The organism is Ruegeria sp. F12, from assembly GCF_056533885.1.
The window spans coordinates 308,630-328,957 of the sequence record NZ_JBQFOV010000003.1; the positions used below are offsets into that span (position 1 = coordinate 308,630).

Here is a 20,328-nt window from a genome sequence, read left to right on the forward strand (position 1 = left end):
ACACCACTTTACCGGCGTTTCCGCTCGAAATTGATCCCGGACATGATTGCCTCAAACTTGTCTTTCTCGTCGCGGTTGATTCGCGCGCCATTGTCGGCCACGTCGAATATCGCCCTGTCCTCATTCTGGCTGCGGCTTGTGCGGTTACGCTCTTCGGCGGCCTGGGCCAGCCGGTATGTCAGCGCCTCATCGGCCAGATCAGACAGTTCCTCCTCGGCTTCGGCAATCTCTGCGTCCAACCCCCTGAGAGCTTTGATCTTTGCGAGCTCCTCGGCCAGCGTCATTTCGGCCTTTTCGACATCGCCCGGTTTATACACACAAGGGATCACTGCGACATGGCGAAGGGCCAGCAGGTTTTCAAGGGCTTCGGGCCCCAAAGTTTCAGCAATGTGGTCTTTCAGATTCTCGGGGTCATCAATCGCATGGCGCAGGATGGCGTGGCGCAGAGCGGCGTGGTCGGGGTCACGGCACTCCATCTCTTCCAACTGGATTTCGAACTGCACAACCACCTGCGGGTTCAGCGCTGCAATGGCCAGAATCGCCGCTTCGCGCAGTTGGATTTCCGAACCTTCGGACGAGGCCAGGAAGGACGCGCGTGCTCCTGGTGTCGCCGTCGGCTGAGGCTGCCACTTGCCGCGCGGTTGCCATTGACGGTTCTGCGGTTGGCGCTGCGGGCGGAACAACTGCCAACGCAGGTCCTTGATTTCCTGCCCGTAATGCGACCGGATCGAGGGGTCGCGGATAAGCTTGATCTTCTCGCGCAGCGCCTTGTCCAGCGCCGCTTTGCGCTCGGGACTGTCGAACACCTTGCCCTCGGTCTCGCGCTGCCACAGCAGCTTGACCATGGGAATTGCGCCTTCCAGCACGGCTTGCACGGCCCCCGGCCCTTCGGCGCGCAGCAGGTCGTCGGGGTCCTTGCCCTCGGGCATCAGGGCAAACCGCAGAGATTTCCCTGCCTCAAGCAGCGGCAGGGCCAGATCAACCGCGCGCATCGCGGCGCGCAAGCCCGCCGTGTCACCATCCAATGCAATGACCGGCTCATCGGATATGCGCCAGAGCAGTTGCAGTTGATGTTCGGTAATCGCGGTGCCCAGCGGAGCAACCGACGCGCCAAACCCGGCCTCGGCCAGCGCGATCACATCCATATAGCCTTCGGCCACGATCAGAGGTCGCCCCTTCCCCGCCGCTTGCCGCGCGGGCCCGTGGTTGTAGAGGCTGCGCCCCTTATCGAACAATTCGGTCTCGGGCGAGTTCAGGTATTTCGCATTATCATTGGGGTCCATCGCCCGCCCGCCGAAGGCAATACACCGCCCACGCGGGTCACGGATCGGGTACATGATCCGGTTTCGGAAGGTATCATAAGGCTTTTTGCCTTTGTTCGACGGTTTCGCCAGACCCGCCCCCAGGATCAGATCCTCGGCCACATTCTTGCCGCTCAGATGATCCCACAGAGCCTGCCATCCATCGGGGGCGAAGCCAATCTCCCATCGATCCAGCGCCTGCGCGTCCAACCCCCGGCGGGTCAGGTAATCGCGCGCCGCACTCCCGGCCCCGGTCTTGAGCTGCAGACGGAAGAACTGCACCGCCTGCTCCATCACCTCGGCCAGTTGCGCCCGGCGGTCCTGCTTTTCCTGCGCCTTGGGATCGCGCTGCGGCATCGGCATCCCGGCCTCGCGGGCCAGAATCTCGACCGCTTCGATGAATGAGACATTCTCGGTCTCTTTCACGAAACTGATCGCATCCCCTTTGGCGTGGCACCCAAAGCAGTAGTAAAACCCCTTTTGATCATCCACATGGAACGACGCCGTCTTTTCATGGTGAAACGGGCACGGCGCCCACATATCACCCTTGCCTTGATTGGATTTGCGCTGGTCCCACATGACCTTTCGCCCCACGACCTGAGACAGGCTGAGGCGCGTACGCAGTTCATCCAGAAATCCGGGGGGCAATGACATGTGCTAAACCTGCCAGAAATGAAAACGCGCGCCAAGGGGATGGCGCGCGGTTGTCCACAGGGAAATGGCGGACCTGTGGATTATTGCTGCAAGCACAGCTCCAGCCAGGCGGCACCAAGGTCTTTCTTGCGCACGTCGCGCATCTTTTGCTCATAGACCCAAGGCGTGATCAGCGGGATAGCCGCATTGTAATTTTCTGGCCAAGTGGGCCCTGCATCGGCGACAGCCTGCGGCACGTCGCGTTCCTTCACCCGGTCCAGCCGCGCCTGCTGAATGGCGGCCACGACGTCGGCTTGAAACTTGCAGCTTTGTTCCTTGGTTTCCTGAGCGGCCAGAGGGGTAGCCAGTACAAGGGCCGCAACGGCGATACGCAACATGTAGGTCTCCGGGATTCGTTTCTGTTCCGGCAGTCTATCCCCGGCAAACCCGTCCCGCCATCGCCGTTTTGCACCTCGCGCCTTCGTGTTGCACAGGGGCGACCCAAGGCCGCCCCTGCGCTGACATCACAACCCTTTAGCGCGATAGCTTTTCGAGACCCGGTCGATCGCCACGATATACGCAGCTGTGCGCAGGTCTTCGACATCATCGCGGCTATGCCAAACCTCACGCATGGATTGATACGCAATCCGCATCGTGTCATCGAGGCCCGAGCGCACTAGCTCAAGCTCATCCGCACCTTTCAGGTACTTGGCCTTGAAGTCCGGTGACATCGACCAGGCATCGCCCAGATACCGGTCCAGACGCTCCAGTTCGCTGACGATCAGTTCGTGCCGCGCCTCTTCCTGCCGGCGCTGCATCCGGCCAAAGCGGATATGGCTGAGGTTCTTGACCCACTCGAAATACGAGACCGTCACACCACCTGCGTTGGCATACATATCCGGGATGATCACGGTGCCCTTTTTACGCAGAATCTCGTCCGCGCCCGCCGTCACAGGGCCGTTGGCCGCCTCGATGATCAGCGGGGCCTTGATGCGATCAGCGTTTTCCAGGTTGATCACGCCTTCCAGCGCCGCCGGGATGAGGATATCGCATTCTTTTTCCAGCACTGCCGAGCCTTCGGCGGAATGGGTCGCGTCCGGGTAACCCTTGACGCCGCCATGTTTGACGATCCACTGCCGAACAGATTCAACGTCGATCCCATCAGGGTTATATAGCGCGCCATCCCACTCTATGATGCCGGTGACAATCGCTCCGTCCTCTTCGCTCAGGAATTTAGCCGCGTGATAGCCCACGTTACCCAATCCCTGAATGATCACCCGCTTGCCGTCCAGCTTCCCTGAAAGGCCCGCCTTCTGGATATCTTCCGGGTGGCGGAAGAACTCGCGCAGCGCGTATTGCACACCGCGCCCCGTTGCCTCGACCCGCCCGGCGATACCACCTGCGTTCAGCGGCTTGCCAGTTACACAAGCGCGCGCGTTGATATCGGTGGTGTTCATCCGCGCATATTGGTCGGCCATCCAGGCCATCTCCCGCTCACCTGTACCCATGTCGGGGGCCGGAACGTTCTGAGACGGGTTGATTAGGTCCCGCTTGGCCAATTCATAGGCGAAGCGCCGAGTGATCTGCTCAAGCTCATGCTCTTCATACTTGCGCGGGTCGATGCATAGCCCGCCTTTCGAGCCGCCAAACGGCGTTTCTACCAAGGCACATTTATAAGTCATCAGCGCAGCCAGCGCCTCGACCTCGTCCTGATTTACGGCCAGCGCATAGCGGATACCGCCTTTCACGGGTTCCATATGCTCGGAATGAACCGATCTGTATCCGGTGAAGGTGTGTATGTCGCCACGTAGGCGCACACCGAAACGAACTGTGTAGGTGGCATTGCAGACACGTATCTTTTCTTCAAGTCCGGGGGGCAAATCCATCAGGGACGCCGCCCTGTTGAACATCAAATCAACACTCTCACGAAAACTTGGTTCATTAATGGCCGTCATCTATACCTCCGTGCCAACGAACGACTGGCGTTCTGACGTTTTGTCGCACCCCTGACTTAAACGATCAATATTTAAGCAGAAATAAAAGTCGAAATTTTCTGCACATCTTGTTGAACCCCCGCTGAGTCGCGAGGGATCGTCAGCGCCAACGCGATTGTCGCCAGCGGGAAAACAGAGCAACACGTGTTCGATAAATTATCCTCCATTTGCCCCCAAAAGGGCCTAAAGGGGGGCCGTTTCGCCCAATTCCCGCCACGTTTCACCAGTAATTTCCATGCGTTAACTTTTTCCTAGCAGCTTGGGATGTCTGCTCAACGAGGTCTGCATAATGATTGAACACGCACGTCACGGCGGCAAAACGTTTTTTGGTCGACAAATTCCTTTAGCTCGTCATTTCGCGCAGCGAGAAGACGGTGCATTCACCATTTTTGTGCTGCTGGGTTTCCTTGTCATTTTGGCAACGACCGGTATGGGCGTTGACCTGATGAACTTTGAGCGAGATCGCGCGAACCTTCAGTCCACGTTGGACCGCGCCGTTCTGGCAGCCGCGGATCTTGATCAGCAACTGCCTCCGAAAGCGGTCGTGGTTTCTTATCTGGAAAAGGCCGGGCTTGGAGATAAACTGGTCGGAGAACCCGTTGTCGAGGAAGGCTTAGGGTCTCGTCGAGTTTCTGCCACGGCGCAGACCGTCGTTCCCACTCATTTCATGCGGTTCTCGGGTGTCAAACAACTCACGGCCGTTGCGGCAAGTACCGCCGAGGAATCCATCGGCGCTGTCGAAATCTCGTTGGTTCTGGATATGTCCGGGTCCATGAACGAAGATTCAGCCGAACCAAACAAGACCAAGATTGAGGTTCTCAGGGATGCGGCAAAGGAATTTGTCACGCTGATGCTGCAAAAGCAGGAAGGCAGCGAGATTTCGATGTCAATCATCCCCTATGCCACTCAGGTGAACGCGGGTGCTGACATTTTGGACAAGTTCACCAATGTCTCAAGCGAGCACAGCTTTTCGCATTGCGTTAACTTCACTTCGACTCAGTTCCAGCAAGCAGCCCTTGACCCGGCAACGGCGTTGGAACGCACCGGACATTTCGACGTTTTCACGAACTCGGAAAACCCGATCAGTGCCCCTGTTTGCCCGGTCCGCGCCGGGAGCGAGATTACGCCTGTCACGGACGACATTACCGTATTGCACAACCGAATTGATGCTCTGACAGCGACCGGGAACACCTCGATTGACGTCGGCATGAAATGGGGTACGGCATTGCTGGACCCTGCCTTCCAGGATGTCGTCAGCGATCTGTCGACTGACGGCAACGTCCCGGCAAAATTCAGCAACCGCCCGCTGGGATACGAAGAAGATGTTCTGAAAATTGTGATTGTTATGACCGACGGCCAGAACACCTCGCAATTCCGTTTACGCTCGGACTTGCGCAGCGGCAACTCGAACGTCTGGTACAACCCCAACTACGTTCATTTCAACGGCCAACGAGGTGAATACAGCACCCGCGTTTCCAGCAACCCGCCCACTTATTTCTGGACACGTCAAGGCGTTTTCCGCGATCACCCTTTTGGTGACAACGAACCAGGTCGGGCCACTCGCCTGACATACCCCCAACTGTTTAATCAAGCATCCCTGTTCTGGAACGCGGTCAACAACTACCGCTGGCAGAACAACCACCGCACCAACTGGTACAACAACGCCTTCCGCTCGACAGGGGCGTCCAGCAAGAATACGCGCACAACCAATATCTGCTCCGCGGCCAAGAACAAGGGCACGATTATCTACGGTATCGCTTTTGAAGCCCCCGCGGCGGGTCTGACTACGATCAAGAATTGCGCAAGTTCCGACAGCCATGTCTACGAAGTCGACGAGTTTGATGATCCCGAAGGTATCTCTTTGGAAGAGGCATTCGCCTCGATCGCATCGTCGATCAAAAAGTTGAGGTTGACTCAATGACACATCGAGCATTCAAGAAACTACGGCTTTTTAGAAAGTCTGAAAACGGATCGATCACACTCGAATTCGCACTCCTGTTTCCTGCATTCATCTTCTTCATCCTGAGCGCGACGGAGTATTCGCTGGTCACGCTCCAGCAGGCGATGTTGGAACGCGCTGTGGATCAATCCGTAAGGGACGTGCGCTTGGGAACCGGCACGGCCCCTACACATGATTCCATCAAGGATTCGATCTGCGAACGGACCCTGGTTATCAAGAACTGCCAAGACAACATGCGTCTTGAGATGATCGTGCAGAGCGCATTCACCGGAGTTGTCTTGCCGCAAACGCCTGACTGCACCGACAACTCGGAAGAAGCCAGACCTGTGCGCGAGTTTACACCGGGCCTGTCAAACGAGCTGATGATTTTGCGGGCCTGCGCCAAAGTGGACCCTGTATTCCCCACTTCGTTGATGGGCCGCGCTTTGTCTGACGACAGGGGCCAGATCGCTCTGACCGCCACCACAGCATTTGTTCAGGAGCCTTGATAGTCCCATGTCCCTGCTTGCAAAAGTTCGAAACCTATTAAACCGCAAAGCCCGTGACGAACGCGGTGCCCTGTCGGTCGAGGCTGTTCTGGTCTTTCCGATGCTGTTCTGGACGGTCACCGGCACCTACACGTTTTTCGACGGTTTCCGGCAAAGCGCCGCCAACCTTCGGGCCGCCTATACCGTTGGAGATCTGATCTCGAGGGAAACGTCAGAGGTTACGGATACATACGTAGACTCCATGCAGGAACTGATGGAGCGTATGGTCGACAATGGTACGCCACTACGTGTTCGTATTTCGCTGGTCAGGTATGATGAAGGCGATGCACGACATTATGTTGACTGGTCTGCCATTCGCGGCTTCTGCGATCAATTGGACAATGACAACATCACCAGCATTAGCGGCTCTTTGCCGCCGATGCCGGATCAGGACACACTTATCATCGTTGAAACCTCAAATGACTTCGATCCGGCCTTTGGTGGCGCCGCAGTCATCGGGGATTGGGTAAGCGACGATTCAACCTTCGAAAATTTTGTATTCACTCGTCCGCGTTTTACGAACGCTATTGCGCAGAACCTTGGCCCTCAGCCGGTCTGTTCATAAGCAAGATAGAAAGCGCCTCAGACATGAATTTGGTTTCGGCGGCGGATGTCATGCCGCCGATGCCAACCCGACGGCCTAGACGCCACCAAAGTCCCGGTGCCCAGGCGTTCGCCTGACCCTCTTTCGTGCGAACCAAAAAGCCGTTTGAGGGCTTGAACGCAAAGACCCCGCGATCCACGGCCTCGATACTGTCGACATAAGCGATAACGCGCCCTGACCCTGTACGCATCTCGGTTTTGGTCAACTCGATCCAGTCGGCAGTTGCAGTCCACATACGGTGCGCCAGCCAGAATGCCGCGATCCCAACCAAGACCAGAAACACCTGCCAGGCCGGCTCTGGCGGGGTTGCCGCTGCCACATAGAGAACCAGCGCTCCAACCACAGCCAACATGCCAACGCCAAGCCAACGTCTTGGTGTTGAAGCCCTTACAGTGGCCAGTACCTCTTGCTGCATCGTCATATCCCCGCGTTCGTTTGACCGGATGTAGCCGCTTTCGCTGACGAAGGACAGAGGGCGGTGCATTGCATTTTTGCGCACAGGTCCCGTGCCTGACTGCAAATTGACGAACCTTACCCGCGCGATACATGGTTCGCATAAGATACAGGAGGCCCATATGTCGCTTAGACCCACGCTGGAGACCAGAAAAGCCATGCCAACGATGGAAGGCGCGGGCGTCAAATTGCACCGCGCATTCGGGTTTCAGGACCCGTCCGAATTAGACCCCTTCCTGCTCTTCGATGATTTCCGAAATGAACGTCCGCAGGACTACATGGCCGGTTTTCCATGGCACCCCCACCGCGGGATAGAGACGATCACTTATGTGCTGTCCGGCACGGTCGAGCATTCGGATTCTCTGGGCAACACCGGCACCTTGGGCGCGGGCGACGTACAATGGATGACCGCCGGGTCCGGCATTCTGCATCAGGAAATGCCCAAGGGAAACAGCTCTGGGCAGATGCACGGGTTTCAACTTTGGGGCAACCTGCCTTCAGCCCAGAAAATGACTTCACCGCGGTACCAGGATGTGGAAAGCAAAGAGATCCCCGAAATCACGGATGATGACGGCACCAAGGTTCGCGTCATTGTTGGTGAGTTCTGGGGCAAAACCGGCCCGGTAGACGGCATCGCCGCTGAACCGCAATATCTCGATATCCAGATCCCGGCGGGCGTGAAAAAGACCTTTCGCGTCGACACCTATCGCCGCGCCTTTGCCTATGTGTTTCAGGGACAGGCGGCCTTCGCCGATGCCTCGCAACCCACTGGCGTCTTGCTGGAAAAAGAGGTCGCAGGGCAAGAGGTCAATATCCGCGACATGTCCGGCGATCGCACATTGGTGCGGTTTGGAACCGGGGATGAGGTCACGGTTCAGGCCGGGCCGGATGGGGTCCGTTTCCTGCTGATCTCAGGTGCTCCGATCGACGAGCCGGTGGCGTGGCACGGACCCATCGTCATGAACACGCGCGCCGAACTGGAGCAGGCCTTTCGAGAGCTGCAAAACGGCACCTTCATTCGCCCCGCGCACTGACCGAGCGTCGCACCATATCCCAATAAATCCGCTCGACCTCGTCCAGCGACAAACGCCCGCCCGCGCGATACCAGGTCATCACGCCATTCAGCATTGCAATCACGGCCAACGTGGCGATCTTGGTATCCGCGATGTCAAACTGCCCTGCCCGCTGACCGTCTTGCAGAATTGTCTCCAGCGAATCCTCATAGCTGCGGCGCAGAGCCTCAATCTCGGCAAAATTCTCGGGGGTCAGATTGCGCAGTTCCATATAGGCGATGAAGACCTCATCGGGGCGTTGCATGTGAAACCGGATATGGAAGCCGACAAAGCGGCGCAGGGCCTCAATGGCATCACCTGCGGGATCCAGCGCGCCATAGGCTGTCAGAAGGTCCTGCATGTGGTCGGACATCAGCCTGTATAGAAGGCTCTGCTTGTCGGGTGTGTAGTTATACAGCGCACCGGCCTGCACACCGACTTCGGCCGCGATCTGGCGCATCGACACCGCTGCATAGCCGTGGCGAGCAAACAAAGCCAGCGCCGCCTTGCGAATGCGGGGGCCAGTGATATCGGAATGTGAACCTTGCGTGCGTGCCATAACTCAACAATATCTGAACAGGTGTTCAGATAGAACCCCGCTTGAACCGCCGTCGCAAAAGAGGCATCACTGGAGCAGTCCTGTTCGAAAGGGTTCTGAATGAAACCCCTGCCATTTCTGATCGCTGTGCTGGCTTGCGCAGCCTGTGCAAACTTCCCGGAATTGGAGGGAGAGGAACCCACCAACGTGAAAAAGGCACGCTATCCCAAGCTGATCGCGTTGCAGCAGAATCTGGGCCCGCCAGTCGACCCCGTCAGCGAAGCCGCCGAGGTCGAAGAAGAGCTGAACGCCCGCCGCGAAGCGCTGGAAAACAAGGCGGATCAACTGCAGAACGCAGAAATCAACTGAACGTCGTCAAAATCCCTTGTTGGCCCGGTTCGGGACGCATTGCACCCTTGCGCCGAACCCGCTAAGGCAGCGGAGAACGGGCAAGGCCCGAAAGGCGATGAATTCGAGCGAAAGGAACCCACGGGATGACACAGGCGCTGCGGCTTGGAATTGCGGGCTTGGGAACGGTCGGCGTGGGTGTCGTCAAGATCGTGCGCCAACATGCGGATTTGCTGCAAGCGCGTACTGGCCGCCCCATTGAAATCACCGCCGTATCGGCGCGCGACGCGTCCAAGGATCGCGGCGTGAACCTGTCGGGCTATGCGTGGGAAACCGACCCGGTTGCCCTGGCGCAGCGGGACGATATCGACGTCTATGTTGAACTGATGGGCGGTGAAAACGGCCCCGCCAAAGCCTCGGTCGAGGCGGCGCTGGCCAGTGGCAAAGACGTCGTAACCGCAAACAAAGCGCTGCTGGCGATCCACGGGCAAGAGCTGGCCGAAAAGGCCGAAGCCGCCGGGCGCGTGATCCGGTTCGAGGCCGCCGTTGCAGGCGGTATTCCCGTGATCAAATCCCTGACCGAAGGTCTTGCCGGCAATGAAATCACCCGCGTCATGGGCGTGATGAACGGCACCTGCAACTATATTCTGACCCGGATGCAATCGCAGGAGCTGGGCTATAACGCCCTGTTCGAAGAATGCGCCCAGCTGGGGTACCTCGAAGCTGATCCAAATCTGGATGTCGGCGGCATCGACGCGGCACATAAACTGGCGCTGCTGTCGTCGATTGCCTTCGGCACCAAACCCAACTTCGACGGGATCGAGATTGAGGGCATTCAGCAGATCAGCCTCGATGACATCCACCAGGCCGACGATATGGGCTATCGCATCAAGCTGCTAGGTGTGGCGCAGAAAACCGCGCGTGGGCTGGTCCAACGGATGCAGCCCTGCCTTGTACCCAGCGGCTCGGCGCTGGGGCAACTGGAAGGCGGCACCAACATGGTGGTGATCGAGGGCGACTCAGTTGACCAAGTCGTTCTGCGCGGCCCTGGCGCGGGCGAAGGCCCCACGGCTAGTGCCGTGATGGGCGATGTCTGCGATCTGGCGCGCGGGTTGCAAATCCCGACCTTTGGCCGGCCCGCGACCTCGTTGCAGGATGCGGCACCGGCGATCACCGGCCTGCCTGCCCCTTACTACCTGCGTCTTGCGCTGTTCGACAAACCCGGCGCGCTGGCGAAAGTGGCTGCCATTCTGGGCGATGCCGGTGTGTCGATCGACCGGATGCGCCAATATGGCCACTCGGACAGCACCGCGCCGGTCCTGATCGTAACGCATAAAACAACACGGGCCACGCTGGATGTGGCGCTGGACGGGTTCCGCGACACCGATGTGGTGTCGGGCGAACCGGTCGCGCTGCGCATTGAAGAGGTTTGACCCTTGCGGCCTGCCTAGGCCGCAGGCTATGCCCAAGAAAACGCCTATACTGACCTGAGGATAGTGAAAATGAGTGCTGCCAAGATTGATTTCAACGACCGACTGCTGTCGCTGGGCCTGGCGCGGGTTGCGGAACAGGCTGCTCTGGCCTCTGCCTCGCTGGTGGGACGTGGTGACGAGAAGGCAGCCGATCAGGCAGCGGTCAACGCGATGCGCGAACAGTTGAACCTGCTAGATATCGCAGGCGTCGTGGTCATCGGCGAAGGCGAGCGGGACGAAGCGCCGATGCTTTATATCGGTGAAGAGGTCGGCACCGGTAATGGCCCCGGCGTGGACATCGCGCTGGACCCGCTGGAAGGCACCACCCTGACCGCCAAGGACATGCCCAATGCCCTGACCGTGATCGCCATGGGCCCGCGCGGCTCGATGCTCCATGCGCCCGACGTTTATATGGACAAGCTGGCCGTGGGTCCGGGCTATCCCGAAGGCGTCGTGAATCTGGACATGAGCCCGCGTGAACGGGTCGAGGCTCTGGCCAAAGCCAAGGGCTGCGCGCCCGCTGACATTACAGTTTGCATTCTGGAACGCCCCCGGCACGAGGCGATGATCGCCGAAGTACGCGAGACCGGAGCCTCGATCCGTCTGATCACCGATGGGGACGTGGCCGGTGTGATGCATTGCGCCGAAAGTGAAGAGACCGGCATCGACATGTATATGGGCCAAGGCGGCGCGCCCGAGGGTGTGCTGGCTGCAGCGGCCTTGAAATGCATGGGTGGTCAGATCTTTGGCCGCCTGCTGTTCCGCAACGATGACGAACGAGGCCGCGCGGCCAAGGCGGGCATCACCGATCTGGACCGTATCTACGCACGCGATGAGATGGTGACAGCCGACGTGATTTTCGCCGCAACCGGCGTGACCGGCGGGTCGCTGTTGCCGCGCATTAAGCGCGAGCCGGGTTGGCTGGAAACCACCACCCTGCTGATGCGCTCCAAGACCGGATCGGTTCGGCGCATGTCCTATCGCACCCCTCTGTGGTCGCACGACAACTAGCGGCTTGCGCCGCGGCCTCCGGCGGTCGTATTTTGAACGAGAAGAAGGGCCGGGTCCGAAAGGTATCCGGCCTTGGCATATCAGGGGCGGGTCATGAGCTTTCTTGGGGTTGAACAGTCTTTGTCCGGGCGGCGGTGGGTCGGCCCCTCGGCGGATGTGGAACGCGCAACCGAGATGCTGGTGCAACAGGCTGGGCTGCCGCGTGCTGTTTGCCAAGTGCTGGCGCGCCGTGGCATTCCCGCGATGGAGGCCCCCGGTTTCCTGGAGCCAAAGCTGAAAGAACTGCTGCCCGATCCGCGCGACATGAAGGATATGGAAACCGCAGCCACCCGGTTCCTGACGGCAGTGCGGGACAAGCAGCGGATTGCTGTTTTTGCGGATTATGATGTGGATGGCGGTAGCTCAGCCGCCTTGTTGCTGGTCTGGCTGCGGCAGATGGGGTTGCAGGCGACGCTGTACGTGCCCGACCGAATTGATGAGGGCTATGGCCCCAATGTACCCGCAATGCAGGAGTTGGCGGCGCAGCACGATCTGATTATCTGTGTCGATTGCGGCACGCTGAGCCATGAACCGATCGCGGCAGCCAAAGATGCGGATGTGATCGTTTTGGATCACCATTTGGGGTGTGAGACTCTGCCCGAATGCGTGGCCGTGGTGAACCCGAACCGGCAGGATGAAAGTGGCGATCTGGGCTATCTGTGTGCGGCTGGCGTGGTGTTCTTAATGCTGGTCGAGGCCGGGCGGCAACTGCGTGAGGCCGGGGTTAAGGGACCGGACTTGATCTCGCTGCTGGATTTGGTGGCGCTGGCGACCGTGGCAGATGTCGCTCCTCTGATCGGGGCGAACCGCGCGCTGGTGCGTCAGGGGCTGAAGGTGATGGCCCAACGGCAGCGGCCCGGTCTGGTGGCCCTGTCGGACGTGGCGCGGATGGATTCGGCCCCCAACAGCTATCACCTTGGGTTCATGCTGGGACCGCGCGTGAACGCGGGCGGACGCATTGGCCAGGCCGATCTGGGAGCGCGGTTGCTCAGCACCGATTCGATGCACGAGGCCGAGGCCCTGTCGCAGCGCTTGGACGAACTGAATACCGAGCGCCGCGATATCGAAAGCACCGTACGCGCAGCCGCCATGGAACAGGCCGAGGAACGTGGAGTGGACGCCCCCCTTGTCTGGGCCGCTGGTGAGGGCTGGCATCCCGGCGTCGTTGGCATCGTTGCGTCGCGTCTGAAAGAGGCCGCGAACCGCCCAGCCATCGTGATCGGCTTTGACGGGGATGAAGGCAAGGGCTCGGGTCGCTCGGTTTCGGGCGTCGATCTGGGGGCTTCGATCCAGCGTCTGGCTGCCGAAGGGCTGCTGCTCAAAGGTGGCGGGCACAAGATGGCAGCCGGGCTGACCGTGATGCGCGATCAGCTGGAACCGGCGATGGCGCGGTTGTCGGAACTATTGGCCAAACAGGGCGCGGGCGAAGGCGGCCCGGCGGACCTGAAACTGGACGGCACATTGATGCCGGGTGCTGCCACAGTGGACCTGATCGAACAGATCGAAAAAGCTGGCCCATTTGGCGCCAGCGCCCCTGCCCCACGTTATGCTCTGCCCGATCTGCAAGTGCGCTTTGCCAAACGCGTAGGCGAGTCACATCTGAAACTGTCCCTGTCCGATGGTGTGGGCAGCGGTCTGGACGCCATCGCGTTCGGTGCGTTCGACGGGCCAATCGGGGAAAAACTGTCCAACCACGGTGGCGCTCGGTTCCATTTTGCTGGGCGGCTCGAGGTCAATACGTGGGGCGGACGGCAATCCGTGCAGCTTCGGTTGGAGGATGCAGCTGAGGCAAATTAGGCCCGCGCCCGACCCCGCCAAAAAACTTGTCCCTCCCTGCATTTTTCGGCTTGCGGGGGGTGTAGGTAAACCGTAAAAGGCCCTCCACAAGCAAGCGTGGCCCGTTCGTCTATCGGTTAGGACGCCAGGTTTTCAACCTGGAAAGAGGGGTTCGATTCCCCTACGGGCTGCCACTTGTGCTTGTTCGGCTTAAATGGCCCGTTCGTCTATCGGTTAGGACGCCAGGTTTTCAACCTGGAAAGAGGGGTTCGATTCCCCTACGGGCTGCCATTTCCCCCCTCTTTTTCGCCGTGCAGTCCGCCGGTTTCGCTTTGGATGTCTGGGAATCGATTTCAACGACAAACCCGAACTCACAGTTGCGGCAAACCACCTCTCAGCCTTTTGTCTGTCTTGAAACTGCGCTCGCAATAACTTGAAAAGTGTTTTTTTTCAGCGCACTACACGACGTCAATTTCATTTACTAAAAATTTAGTTTGACACATATGCAAAAAATCGCCGATGCTCCTCGCCATCCGGTTCGCGCCGGAAACCATAATCTTTGGGAGGAGACAGATGCGGAGACATCTACTTTCCGCCGTGGCGGCAGCAGCCGTCATTGCGGGGCACGGTACCGCTTGGGCCGACGAAGCCGCAGCAACACGTTGGATTGACGACGAATTCCAGCCATCGACCCTGTCGAAAGACGAACAGATGGGTGAGATGAAATGGTTCATCGAAGCTGCACAACCCTATGCGGGCATGGAGATCAACGTCCTGTCCGAGGGCATCCCGACCCATTCCTATGAATCCGAGGTGCTGACCAAGGCATTCGAGGAGATCACCGGCATCAAGGTAAACCACCAGATCCTCGGTGAGGGCGAAGTGGTTCAGGCCGTGCAGACCCAGATGCAGACCGGCCGGAACCTGTATGACGGTTACGTCAATGACAGCGACCTGATCGGCACGCACTCGCGCCTGCAACTGGCCTATAACCTGACCGAACAGATGGCAGGTGACTGGGCGGCGACCACATCGCCGACATTGGATCTGGATGACTTCATGGGTATTCAGTTCACCACTGGCCCGGACGGTAACCTGTACCAGCTGCCCGACCAGCAGTTCGCGAACCTCTACTGGTTCCGCAAGGACTGGTTCGATGATGAGGCCAACAAGGCCGCGTTCAAAGAGAAGTATGGTTACGACCTGGGCGTTCCGGTCAACTGGTCAGCCTACGAAGACATCGCCGAGTTCTTCACCAACGACGTGAAAGAAGTCGATGGTGTGGCGATCTATGGCCACATGGATTACGGCAAACGTGCGCCTGACCTTGGGTGGCGTATGACTGACGCGTGGCTCTCGATGGCCGGCGCAGGCGACGTAGGTGAGCCGAACGGCGTTCCCGTCGACGAATGGGGCATCCGCATGGAAGCGGGCACCTGTAACCCAGTTGGTGCGTCCGTCTCGCGCGGTGGTGCTGCAAACGGCCCGGCTGCGGTTTATGCGATCCGTAAATGGGATGAGTGGCTGCGGAACTACGCGCCTCCGGGTGCGGCGTCCTATGACTTCTACCAGTCGCTGCCGGCGCTCAGCCAAGGCAACGTGGCCCAGCAGATCTTCTGGTACACCGCCTTTACCGCCGACATGGTGAAGCCGAAGTCCGAAGGCAACAACACCGTGGATGACGAAGGCACGCCGCTGTGGCGGATGGCGCCCAGCCCGCACGGCCCCTACTGGGAAGATGGCCAGAAGGTCGGCTATCAGGACGTGGGCTCCTGGACGTTCCTCAAATCGACCCCCTCGGATCGTGCCCAGGCCGCGTGGCTGTACGCTCAGTTCGTGACGTCCAAGACTGTCGATGTGAAGAAGTCCCACGTGGGCCTGACCTTCATCCGCGACAGCTCGGTCAACCACGAGTCCTTCACCGAACGCGCTCCCAAGCTAGGTGGTCTGGTCGAGTTCTACCGCTCGCCTGACCGTGTGGCATGGTCGCCGACCGGCATCAACGTGCCTGACTATCCGAAGCTGGCCCAGATCTGGTGGCAGCAGATCGGTGACGTGAACTCGGGCGCCTTCACCCCGCAAGAGGCGATGGACCGTCTGGCCGAGGAAATGGACATCACCATGTCCCGGATGCAGGCCGCCGATGAGGCTGCCAACGTCTATGGCGGCTGTGGCCCGCGCCTGAACGAGCCGCAGGACCCTGCCTTCTGGCTGGAGAAAGCCGGTTCGCCCAAGGCCAAGTTGGAAAACGAAAAGCCGCAAGGCCAGACCGTCAACTATGACGAGCTGGTTGCGCGCTGGCAGGCCAACTAAGCCAATGCAACCGGGGATGCCGTGCGCGGCATCCCCACCCCACGACCAGTGCGCCGCACTGAAGGACCGGAACCCACGGACATGATCGAACTTCAAGACGCCACCAAGCGGGTTGGCAATGTTATCCATATCAAGCCAACCAACCTGACGCTGCAGACCGGCCATTTCAATGTGCTGTTAGGTGCGACAGGATCGGGCAAGACCTCTCTGATCAAGATGATGGCCGGGCTGGATCCGATGGCCTCGGGCAAAGTGCTGATGGATGGGCAGGATGTGACCCGGCTGAACACGCAAAAGCGACAAATCAGCCTGGTGCACCAGTTCTTTGTGAACTACCCGCATATGACTGTTTTCGACAATATCGCCTCGCCCCTGCGCGTGGCGGGCATGGCGCAATCCGAGATCGAAGGCCGCGTGGAAGAGGCCGCCGACCTGCTGCAGTTGCGCCCCATGCTGCACCGCCGCCCGCATGAGCTGTCGGGTGGTCAGCAACAGCGTACAGCTCTCGCCCGCGCGATTGCCAAGGAAAGCCGCGCGGTGTTTCTGGACGAGCCGCTGGCAAACCTCGACTACAAGCTGCGCGAGGAACTGCGCGAACAACTGCCCGATCTGTTCGCCGGGCGCGGTGCCGTGGTGGTCTATGCCACCTCGGAACCCGAAGAGGCGCTGTTGCTAGGTGGCTACACCGCCCTAATGGAGGATGGCCGCGTGACGCAGTTCGGCCCCACAGCAGATATCTATCGCAATCCTGAAAACATCGCCGCCGCGCGTGTGTTCTCGGACCCGCCGATCAACGTGGCCCACATCACCGTATCGGGCGCTCAAGCGCAACTGGCAGGTGGCGGTGGCTGGGCCGTTTCGGACATGGCCGATGGAGACTACATGGTCGCCGTGCGCCCGCACCGAGTGACGCCGTTCCGCACATCGGATGCGGATGTTGAACTGACCGGCCGGGTCATTGTGACCGAGCTGTCGGGATCTGATTCCAGCGCGCATTTCCGCCATGGATCGGATGATTGGGTTTCGCTGGCGGCGGGGGTGCATCCCTATCAAGTCGGCGAGGATCACAGTTTCTACTTGAACCCGGCGCATTGCCGGTATTTCGGCCGAGACGGCAAAAGGGTGGCCTGACATGGCACAGATCAAACTTTCCAATCTGCGACACAGCTATATGCCCGCGCCGAAAGGCCCCGAAGATTATGCGCTGAAGGAAATCGACGTCACATGGCGCGATGGCGGGGCCTATGCGCTGCTGGGGCCGTCGGGCTGCGGCAAGTCCACCTTGCTGAACATCATCTCGGGCCTTCTGACCCCGTCCGAAGGGCAAATCTTATTCGATGATCGGGATGTGACCGCCCTGCCCCCCGACCAGCGCAACATTGCGCAGGTGTTCCAGTTCCCGGTGATCTACGACACGATGACTGTGGGCGAAAACCTGGCCTTTCCGCTGAAGAACCGAGGCGTTGACCCAGCAACAATCAAACGCCGTGTCGATGAGATCGCCGAGATGTTGGACGTCACGGATATGCTGAGCACCCGCGCCAGCGGCCTCAGCCCGGACAACAAGCAGAAAATCTCGATGGGGCGTGGACTGGTCCGCGATGACGTGAATGCAGTGATGTTTGACGAACCGCTGACCGTGATCGACCCGCATCTGAAATGGAAACTGCGGTCCAAGCTGAAAGAGCTGCACCAGCGGGTCAAAGCCACGATGATCTACGTGACCCATGACCAGACCGAGGCCCTGACCTTCGCCGACGAAGTCGTGGTGATGCAGGAAGGCGAAGTGGTGCAGATCGGCACACCGGTTGAACTGTTCGAGCGCCCTCAGCACACATTTGTGGGTCACTTCATCGGCTCCCCCGGCATGAATGTCCTACCCTGCGAAGCCAAAGGTGACCGCGCGGTTTTCGAAGGCCACGAGGTCATGCTGGAAGGCCCCACCCATGGCGACGGAGGCCGCACCGACCTGGGTATCCGCCCCGAATATGTGGGCTTTGGCGATACCGGCATCCCGGCGCATGTGACCAAGGTTTCCGACATCGGCCGCCACTATGTGGTCAGCGCCATGGTTGGAAATACCGCCCTGAAAGCCGTAACCGAACACAGTGTGCCCGAGCCGGGCTCGCAGGTCTTCCTGCAATTCAAACCTGAACAATCCCGCGTCTACCGCGACGGCTGGATCGCAACCGAGGAACGCAGCTGATGAGAACGGAAAACCAAAAAGCGTGGTTCTTTGTCCTGCCGGTACTCGCGCTGGTCGCATTCAACGCGCTGGTGCCGATGATGACGGTGGTCAACTACTCGGTGCAGGAAACCTTTGGCAACAACCAGTTCTTCTGGGAAGGCCTTGGCTGGTTCGAGCAAATCCTGCGCTCGGACCGTTTTCAGGCTGCTTTGGGACGGCAATTCCTGTTTACCTTCCTGATCCTGCTAATCGAGGTGCCCCTCGGCATCATCGTCGCCCTGTCGATGCCGCGCAAAGGCTTCTGGGTGCCGGTCTGTCTGGTCCTGATGGCCCTGCCGATGCTGATCCCGTGGAACGTAGTCGGCTCGATGTGGAACATCTTTACCCTGCCCAAGATCGGCCTGCTGGGCTACTTCCTGAATGATGTTCTGGGCATCAACTATGACATGACGCAACAGCCTCTGTCGGCTTGGATCACGGTCGTCGTCATGGATGTCTGGCACTGGACGTCGCTGGTTGTTCTGCTGTGCTATGCGGGCCTCGTGTCGATCCCCGATGCCTATTATCAGGCCGCCAAAATCGACGGTGCCAGCCCTTGGTCGGTGTTCCGCTATATCCAGCTGCCCAAGATGAAAACCGTTCTGACCATCGCCGTTCTGCTGCGGTTCATGGACAGTTTCAACATCTATACCGAGCCCTTCGTTCTGACCGGCGGTGGCCCCGGCAACTCAACCACCTTGCTGTCGATCGACCTTGTGAAGATCGCGCTGGGACAGTTCGACCTCGGCCCTGCAGCCGCGATGAGCCTGATATATTTCGCTATCACGCTGCTGGTCAGCTGGGTCTTCTACACTCTGATGACAAAGGATGACGCGCAATGAAGAAGCGGTCTCTTATCCCGATCCTCTATATCGCGTTCCTGATGCTGCCGATCTATTGGCTGGTGGCGATGTCCTTCAAGACAACGAACGAAATCCTGTCGGGCTTTTCCCTATTCCCCCAGACCTTTACGCTGGAAAATTACATCACCATCTTCACCGATCCGACATGGTATTGGGGTTATATCAACTCGATCATCTACGTAACACTGAACACGGTGCTGTCGGTCTGTGTGGCCCTGCCTGCGGCCTATGCGTTCTCGCGCTATCGGTTTCTGGGCGACAAGCAGCTGTTCTTTTGGCTGTTGACCAACCGGATGGCCCCGGCGGCGGTGTTCGCGCTGCCCTTCTTTCAGCTGTATTCTTCCATCGGGCTGTTTGACACGCATCTCGCCGTGGCGCTGGCGCATACGCTGTTCAACGTGCCGCTGGCGGTGTGGATTCTGGAAGGCTTCATGCGCGGCATCCCAAAGGAACTGGATGAAACCGCCTATGTCGACGGCTATTCCTTCCCGCGCTTCTTCGTGACGATTTTCCTACCCAACATCAAGGCGGGCGTCGGCGTGGCGGCGTTCTTCTGCTTCATGTTCTCGTGGGTCGAGATGCTTCTAGCCAAAACCCTTACGGCGGTTGAGGCCAAGCCCATCGCCGCCGTGATGACTCGTACTGCATCCAGCGCGGGGTATGAATTGGGCCTGCTGGCAGCCGCCGGAACACTGACCATCATTCCCGGCGCCATCGTCATCTGGTTTGTCCGCAACTACATCGCGCGTGGTTTCGCGATGGGCCGTGTGTGAGGTTCGATATGCGTAAACTTCTTCTCACCCTCCCCTTTCTACCCTCGATGGCGGCTGCCCAGCAGGCCGGTTGGGGCAGCGTCGGCCAGCAGGAGGAAAAAGGGTTTTCCTGGACCGATCCCTTGTGGCCCGATTTCTGGATGGCTTGGACCCCCGCAACGCTGGCGCTGTTCGTCGGTATCTTTTCGGCCATCGCCCTGATCGGCGTGCTGGAGGGGTTCAAGTTCCGCGACGGGATCGAACGGCGCGGCGTTCTGGGCCTGACCACTACGCTAGGGGATCGACTGTTCATCACCCTATTGGGATCGGCCTATATCTTCCTTGCTTGGCTGGGATTGGTTGGACAGCCCGTCTGGGCACCGCTTTTCCTGTCGATCGGCTGGGGATTCTTCGTCTTCTGGAAAGTTTGAGCTTTGCGAAACAGCGAAAGGATGCTTGTCTGTC

19 protein-coding genes and 2 tRNA genes are annotated in these 20,328 nt (G+C 59.2%); 16 read left to right on the forward strand and 5 right to left on the reverse strand.

Annotated features, from left to right (window positions below; translation table 11 throughout):
- Nucleotides 1-8 precede the first annotated feature (8 nt).
- The 3 genes from dnaG to ACR0CA_RS06265 form a co-directional block, all read right to left on the reverse strand.
- Entirely contained in the window at nt 9-1,955 is a 1,947-nt protein-coding gene (gene dnaG / locus ACR0CA_RS06255; RefSeq protein ID WP_170769340.1) for a DNA primase, read from the reverse strand.
- A gap of 80 nt (nt 1,956-2,035) precedes the next feature.
- Nucleotides 2,036-2,332, reverse strand: a complete 297-nt coding sequence (locus tag ACR0CA_RS06260) for a hypothetical protein (protein ID WP_170769339.1) — start codon at nt 2,330-2,332, stop codon at nt 2,036-2,038.
- Nucleotides 2,333-2,458: 126 nt separating this feature from the next.
- Complete coding sequence (locus tag ACR0CA_RS06265) at nt 2,459-3,889, reverse strand: Glu/Leu/Phe/Val family dehydrogenase (protein ID WP_480897799.1); 1,431 nt, start codon at nt 3,887-3,889, stop codon at nt 2,459-2,461.
- Nucleotides 3,890-4,217: 328 nt separating this feature from the next.
- Between ACR0CA_RS06265 and ACR0CA_RS06270 the strand changes: the two genes are divergently transcribed.
- The 3 genes from ACR0CA_RS06270 to ACR0CA_RS06280 are packed head-to-tail and all read left to right on the forward strand — an operon-like array spanning nt 4,218 to nt 6,980.
- Nucleotides 4,218-5,849, forward strand: coding sequence for a pilus assembly protein TadG-related protein (locus ACR0CA_RS06270; protein WP_480897801.1), 1,632 nt, complete (start codon nt 4,218-4,220; stop codon nt 5,847-5,849).
- Nucleotides 5,846-6,376 carry a TadE/TadG family type IV pilus assembly protein gene (locus ACR0CA_RS06275; protein WP_170769336.1) on the forward strand — a complete coding sequence of 177 codons (531 nt, stop codon included), beginning with the start codon at nt 5,846-5,848 and terminating at the stop codon, nt 6,374-6,376. The genes ACR0CA_RS06270 and ACR0CA_RS06275 overlap by 4 nt, the downstream gene beginning before the upstream one ends.
- Before the next feature lie 7 nt (nt 6,377-6,383).
- The gene (locus ACR0CA_RS06280) at nt 6,384-6,980 is read left to right on the forward strand and encodes a TadE/TadG family type IV pilus assembly protein (RefSeq protein WP_170788416.1); all 597 of its coding nucleotides are present in this window, start codon (nt 6,384-6,386) and stop codon (nt 6,978-6,980) included.
- Here the strand turns inward: ACR0CA_RS06280 and ACR0CA_RS06285 are convergent.
- Nucleotides 6,940-7,503 (reverse strand): hypothetical protein, encoded by a 564-nt coding sequence (locus ACR0CA_RS06285; RefSeq protein ID WP_331252068.1) that lies wholly within the window; start codon nt 7,501-7,503, stop codon nt 6,940-6,942. The genes ACR0CA_RS06280 and ACR0CA_RS06285 overlap by 41 nt on opposite strands.
- Nucleotides 7,504-7,594: 91 nt before the next feature.
- On the opposite strand from ACR0CA_RS06285, the gene ACR0CA_RS06290 reads away from it, so the two are divergent.
- Nucleotides 7,595-8,506 carry a pirin family protein gene (locus ACR0CA_RS06290; RefSeq protein WP_480897803.1) on the forward strand — a complete coding sequence of 304 codons (912 nt, stop codon included), beginning with the start codon at nt 7,595-7,597 and terminating at the stop codon, nt 8,504-8,506.
- Here the strand turns inward: ACR0CA_RS06290 and ACR0CA_RS06295 are convergent.
- Nucleotides 8,487-9,083, reverse strand: coding sequence for a TetR/AcrR family transcriptional regulator (locus ACR0CA_RS06295; protein ID WP_480897804.1), 597 nt, complete (start codon nt 9,081-9,083; stop codon nt 8,487-8,489). The two genes, ACR0CA_RS06290 and ACR0CA_RS06295, sit on opposite strands and share 20 nt — an antisense overlap.
- Before the next feature lie 99 nt (nt 9,084-9,182).
- Between ACR0CA_RS06295 and ACR0CA_RS06300 the strand changes: the two genes are divergently transcribed.
- The 12 genes from ACR0CA_RS06300 to ACR0CA_RS06355 all read left to right on the forward strand — a co-directional run bounded on the left by ACR0CA_RS06300 (nt 9,183) and on the right by ACR0CA_RS06355 (nt 20,294).
- On the forward strand, nt 9,183-9,431 hold the full coding sequence (locus tag ACR0CA_RS06300) for a hypothetical protein (RefSeq protein ID WP_170769332.1): 249 nt from the start codon (nt 9,183-9,185) through the stop codon (nt 9,429-9,431).
- A gap of 125 nt (nt 9,432-9,556) precedes the next feature.
- Nucleotides 9,557-10,843, forward strand: a complete 1,287-nt coding sequence (locus tag ACR0CA_RS06305; RefSeq protein WP_480875142.1) for a homoserine dehydrogenase — start codon at nt 9,557-9,559, stop codon at nt 10,841-10,843.
- A gap of 69 nt (nt 10,844-10,912) precedes the next feature.
- Nucleotides 10,913-11,893, forward strand: a complete 981-nt coding sequence (gene glpX / locus ACR0CA_RS06310; protein WP_170769330.1) for a class II fructose-bisphosphatase — start codon at nt 10,913-10,915, stop codon at nt 11,891-11,893.
- Nucleotides 11,894-11,986: 93 nt separating this feature from the next.
- On the forward strand, nt 11,987-13,729 hold the full coding sequence (recJ, locus tag ACR0CA_RS06315) for a single-stranded-DNA-specific exonuclease RecJ (RefSeq protein ID WP_480897807.1): 1,743 nt from the start codon (nt 11,987-11,989) through the stop codon (nt 13,727-13,729).
- A gap of 98 nt (nt 13,730-13,827) precedes the next feature.
- A tRNA-Glu gene (locus tag ACR0CA_RS06320) sits at nt 13,828-13,902 on the forward strand.
- Between the two features lie 22 nt (nt 13,903-13,924).
- Nucleotides 13,925-13,999: transfer RNA gene (locus ACR0CA_RS06325), tRNA-Glu, on the forward strand.
- 282 nt (nt 14,000-14,281) lie between these two features.
- Entirely contained in the window at nt 14,282-16,021 is a 1,740-nt protein-coding gene (locus tag ACR0CA_RS06330) for an ABC transporter substrate-binding protein (RefSeq protein ID WP_170769328.1), read from the forward strand.
- 81 nt (nt 16,022-16,102) lie between these two features.
- A complete protein-coding gene (locus ACR0CA_RS06335; RefSeq protein ID WP_480897808.1) occupies nt 16,103-17,152 on the forward strand; it encodes an ABC transporter ATP-binding protein in 1,050 nt (349 codons plus the stop codon).
- A gap of 1 nt (nt 17,153) precedes the next feature.
- A complete protein-coding gene (locus ACR0CA_RS06340; protein WP_480503077.1) occupies nt 17,154-18,227 on the forward strand; it encodes an ABC transporter ATP-binding protein in 1,074 nt (357 codons plus the stop codon).
- Nucleotides 18,227-19,090 carry a carbohydrate ABC transporter permease gene (locus tag ACR0CA_RS06345; RefSeq protein WP_085807799.1) on the forward strand — a complete coding sequence of 288 codons (864 nt, stop codon included), beginning with the start codon at nt 18,227-18,229 and terminating at the stop codon, nt 19,088-19,090. Before ACR0CA_RS06340 ends, ACR0CA_RS06345 begins: the two co-directional genes overlap by 1 nt.
- Entirely contained in the window at nt 19,087-19,884 is a 798-nt protein-coding gene (locus ACR0CA_RS06350; RefSeq protein WP_085807800.1) for a carbohydrate ABC transporter permease, read from the forward strand. Before ACR0CA_RS06345 ends, ACR0CA_RS06350 begins: the two co-directional genes overlap by 4 nt.
- Before the next feature lie 8 nt (nt 19,885-19,892).
- The gene (locus ACR0CA_RS06355) at nt 19,893-20,294 is read left to right on the forward strand and encodes a DUF2160 domain-containing protein (protein WP_170769323.1); all 402 of its coding nucleotides are present in this window, start codon (nt 19,893-19,895) and stop codon (nt 20,292-20,294) included.
- Nucleotides 20,295-20,328: the final 34 nt, after the last annotated feature.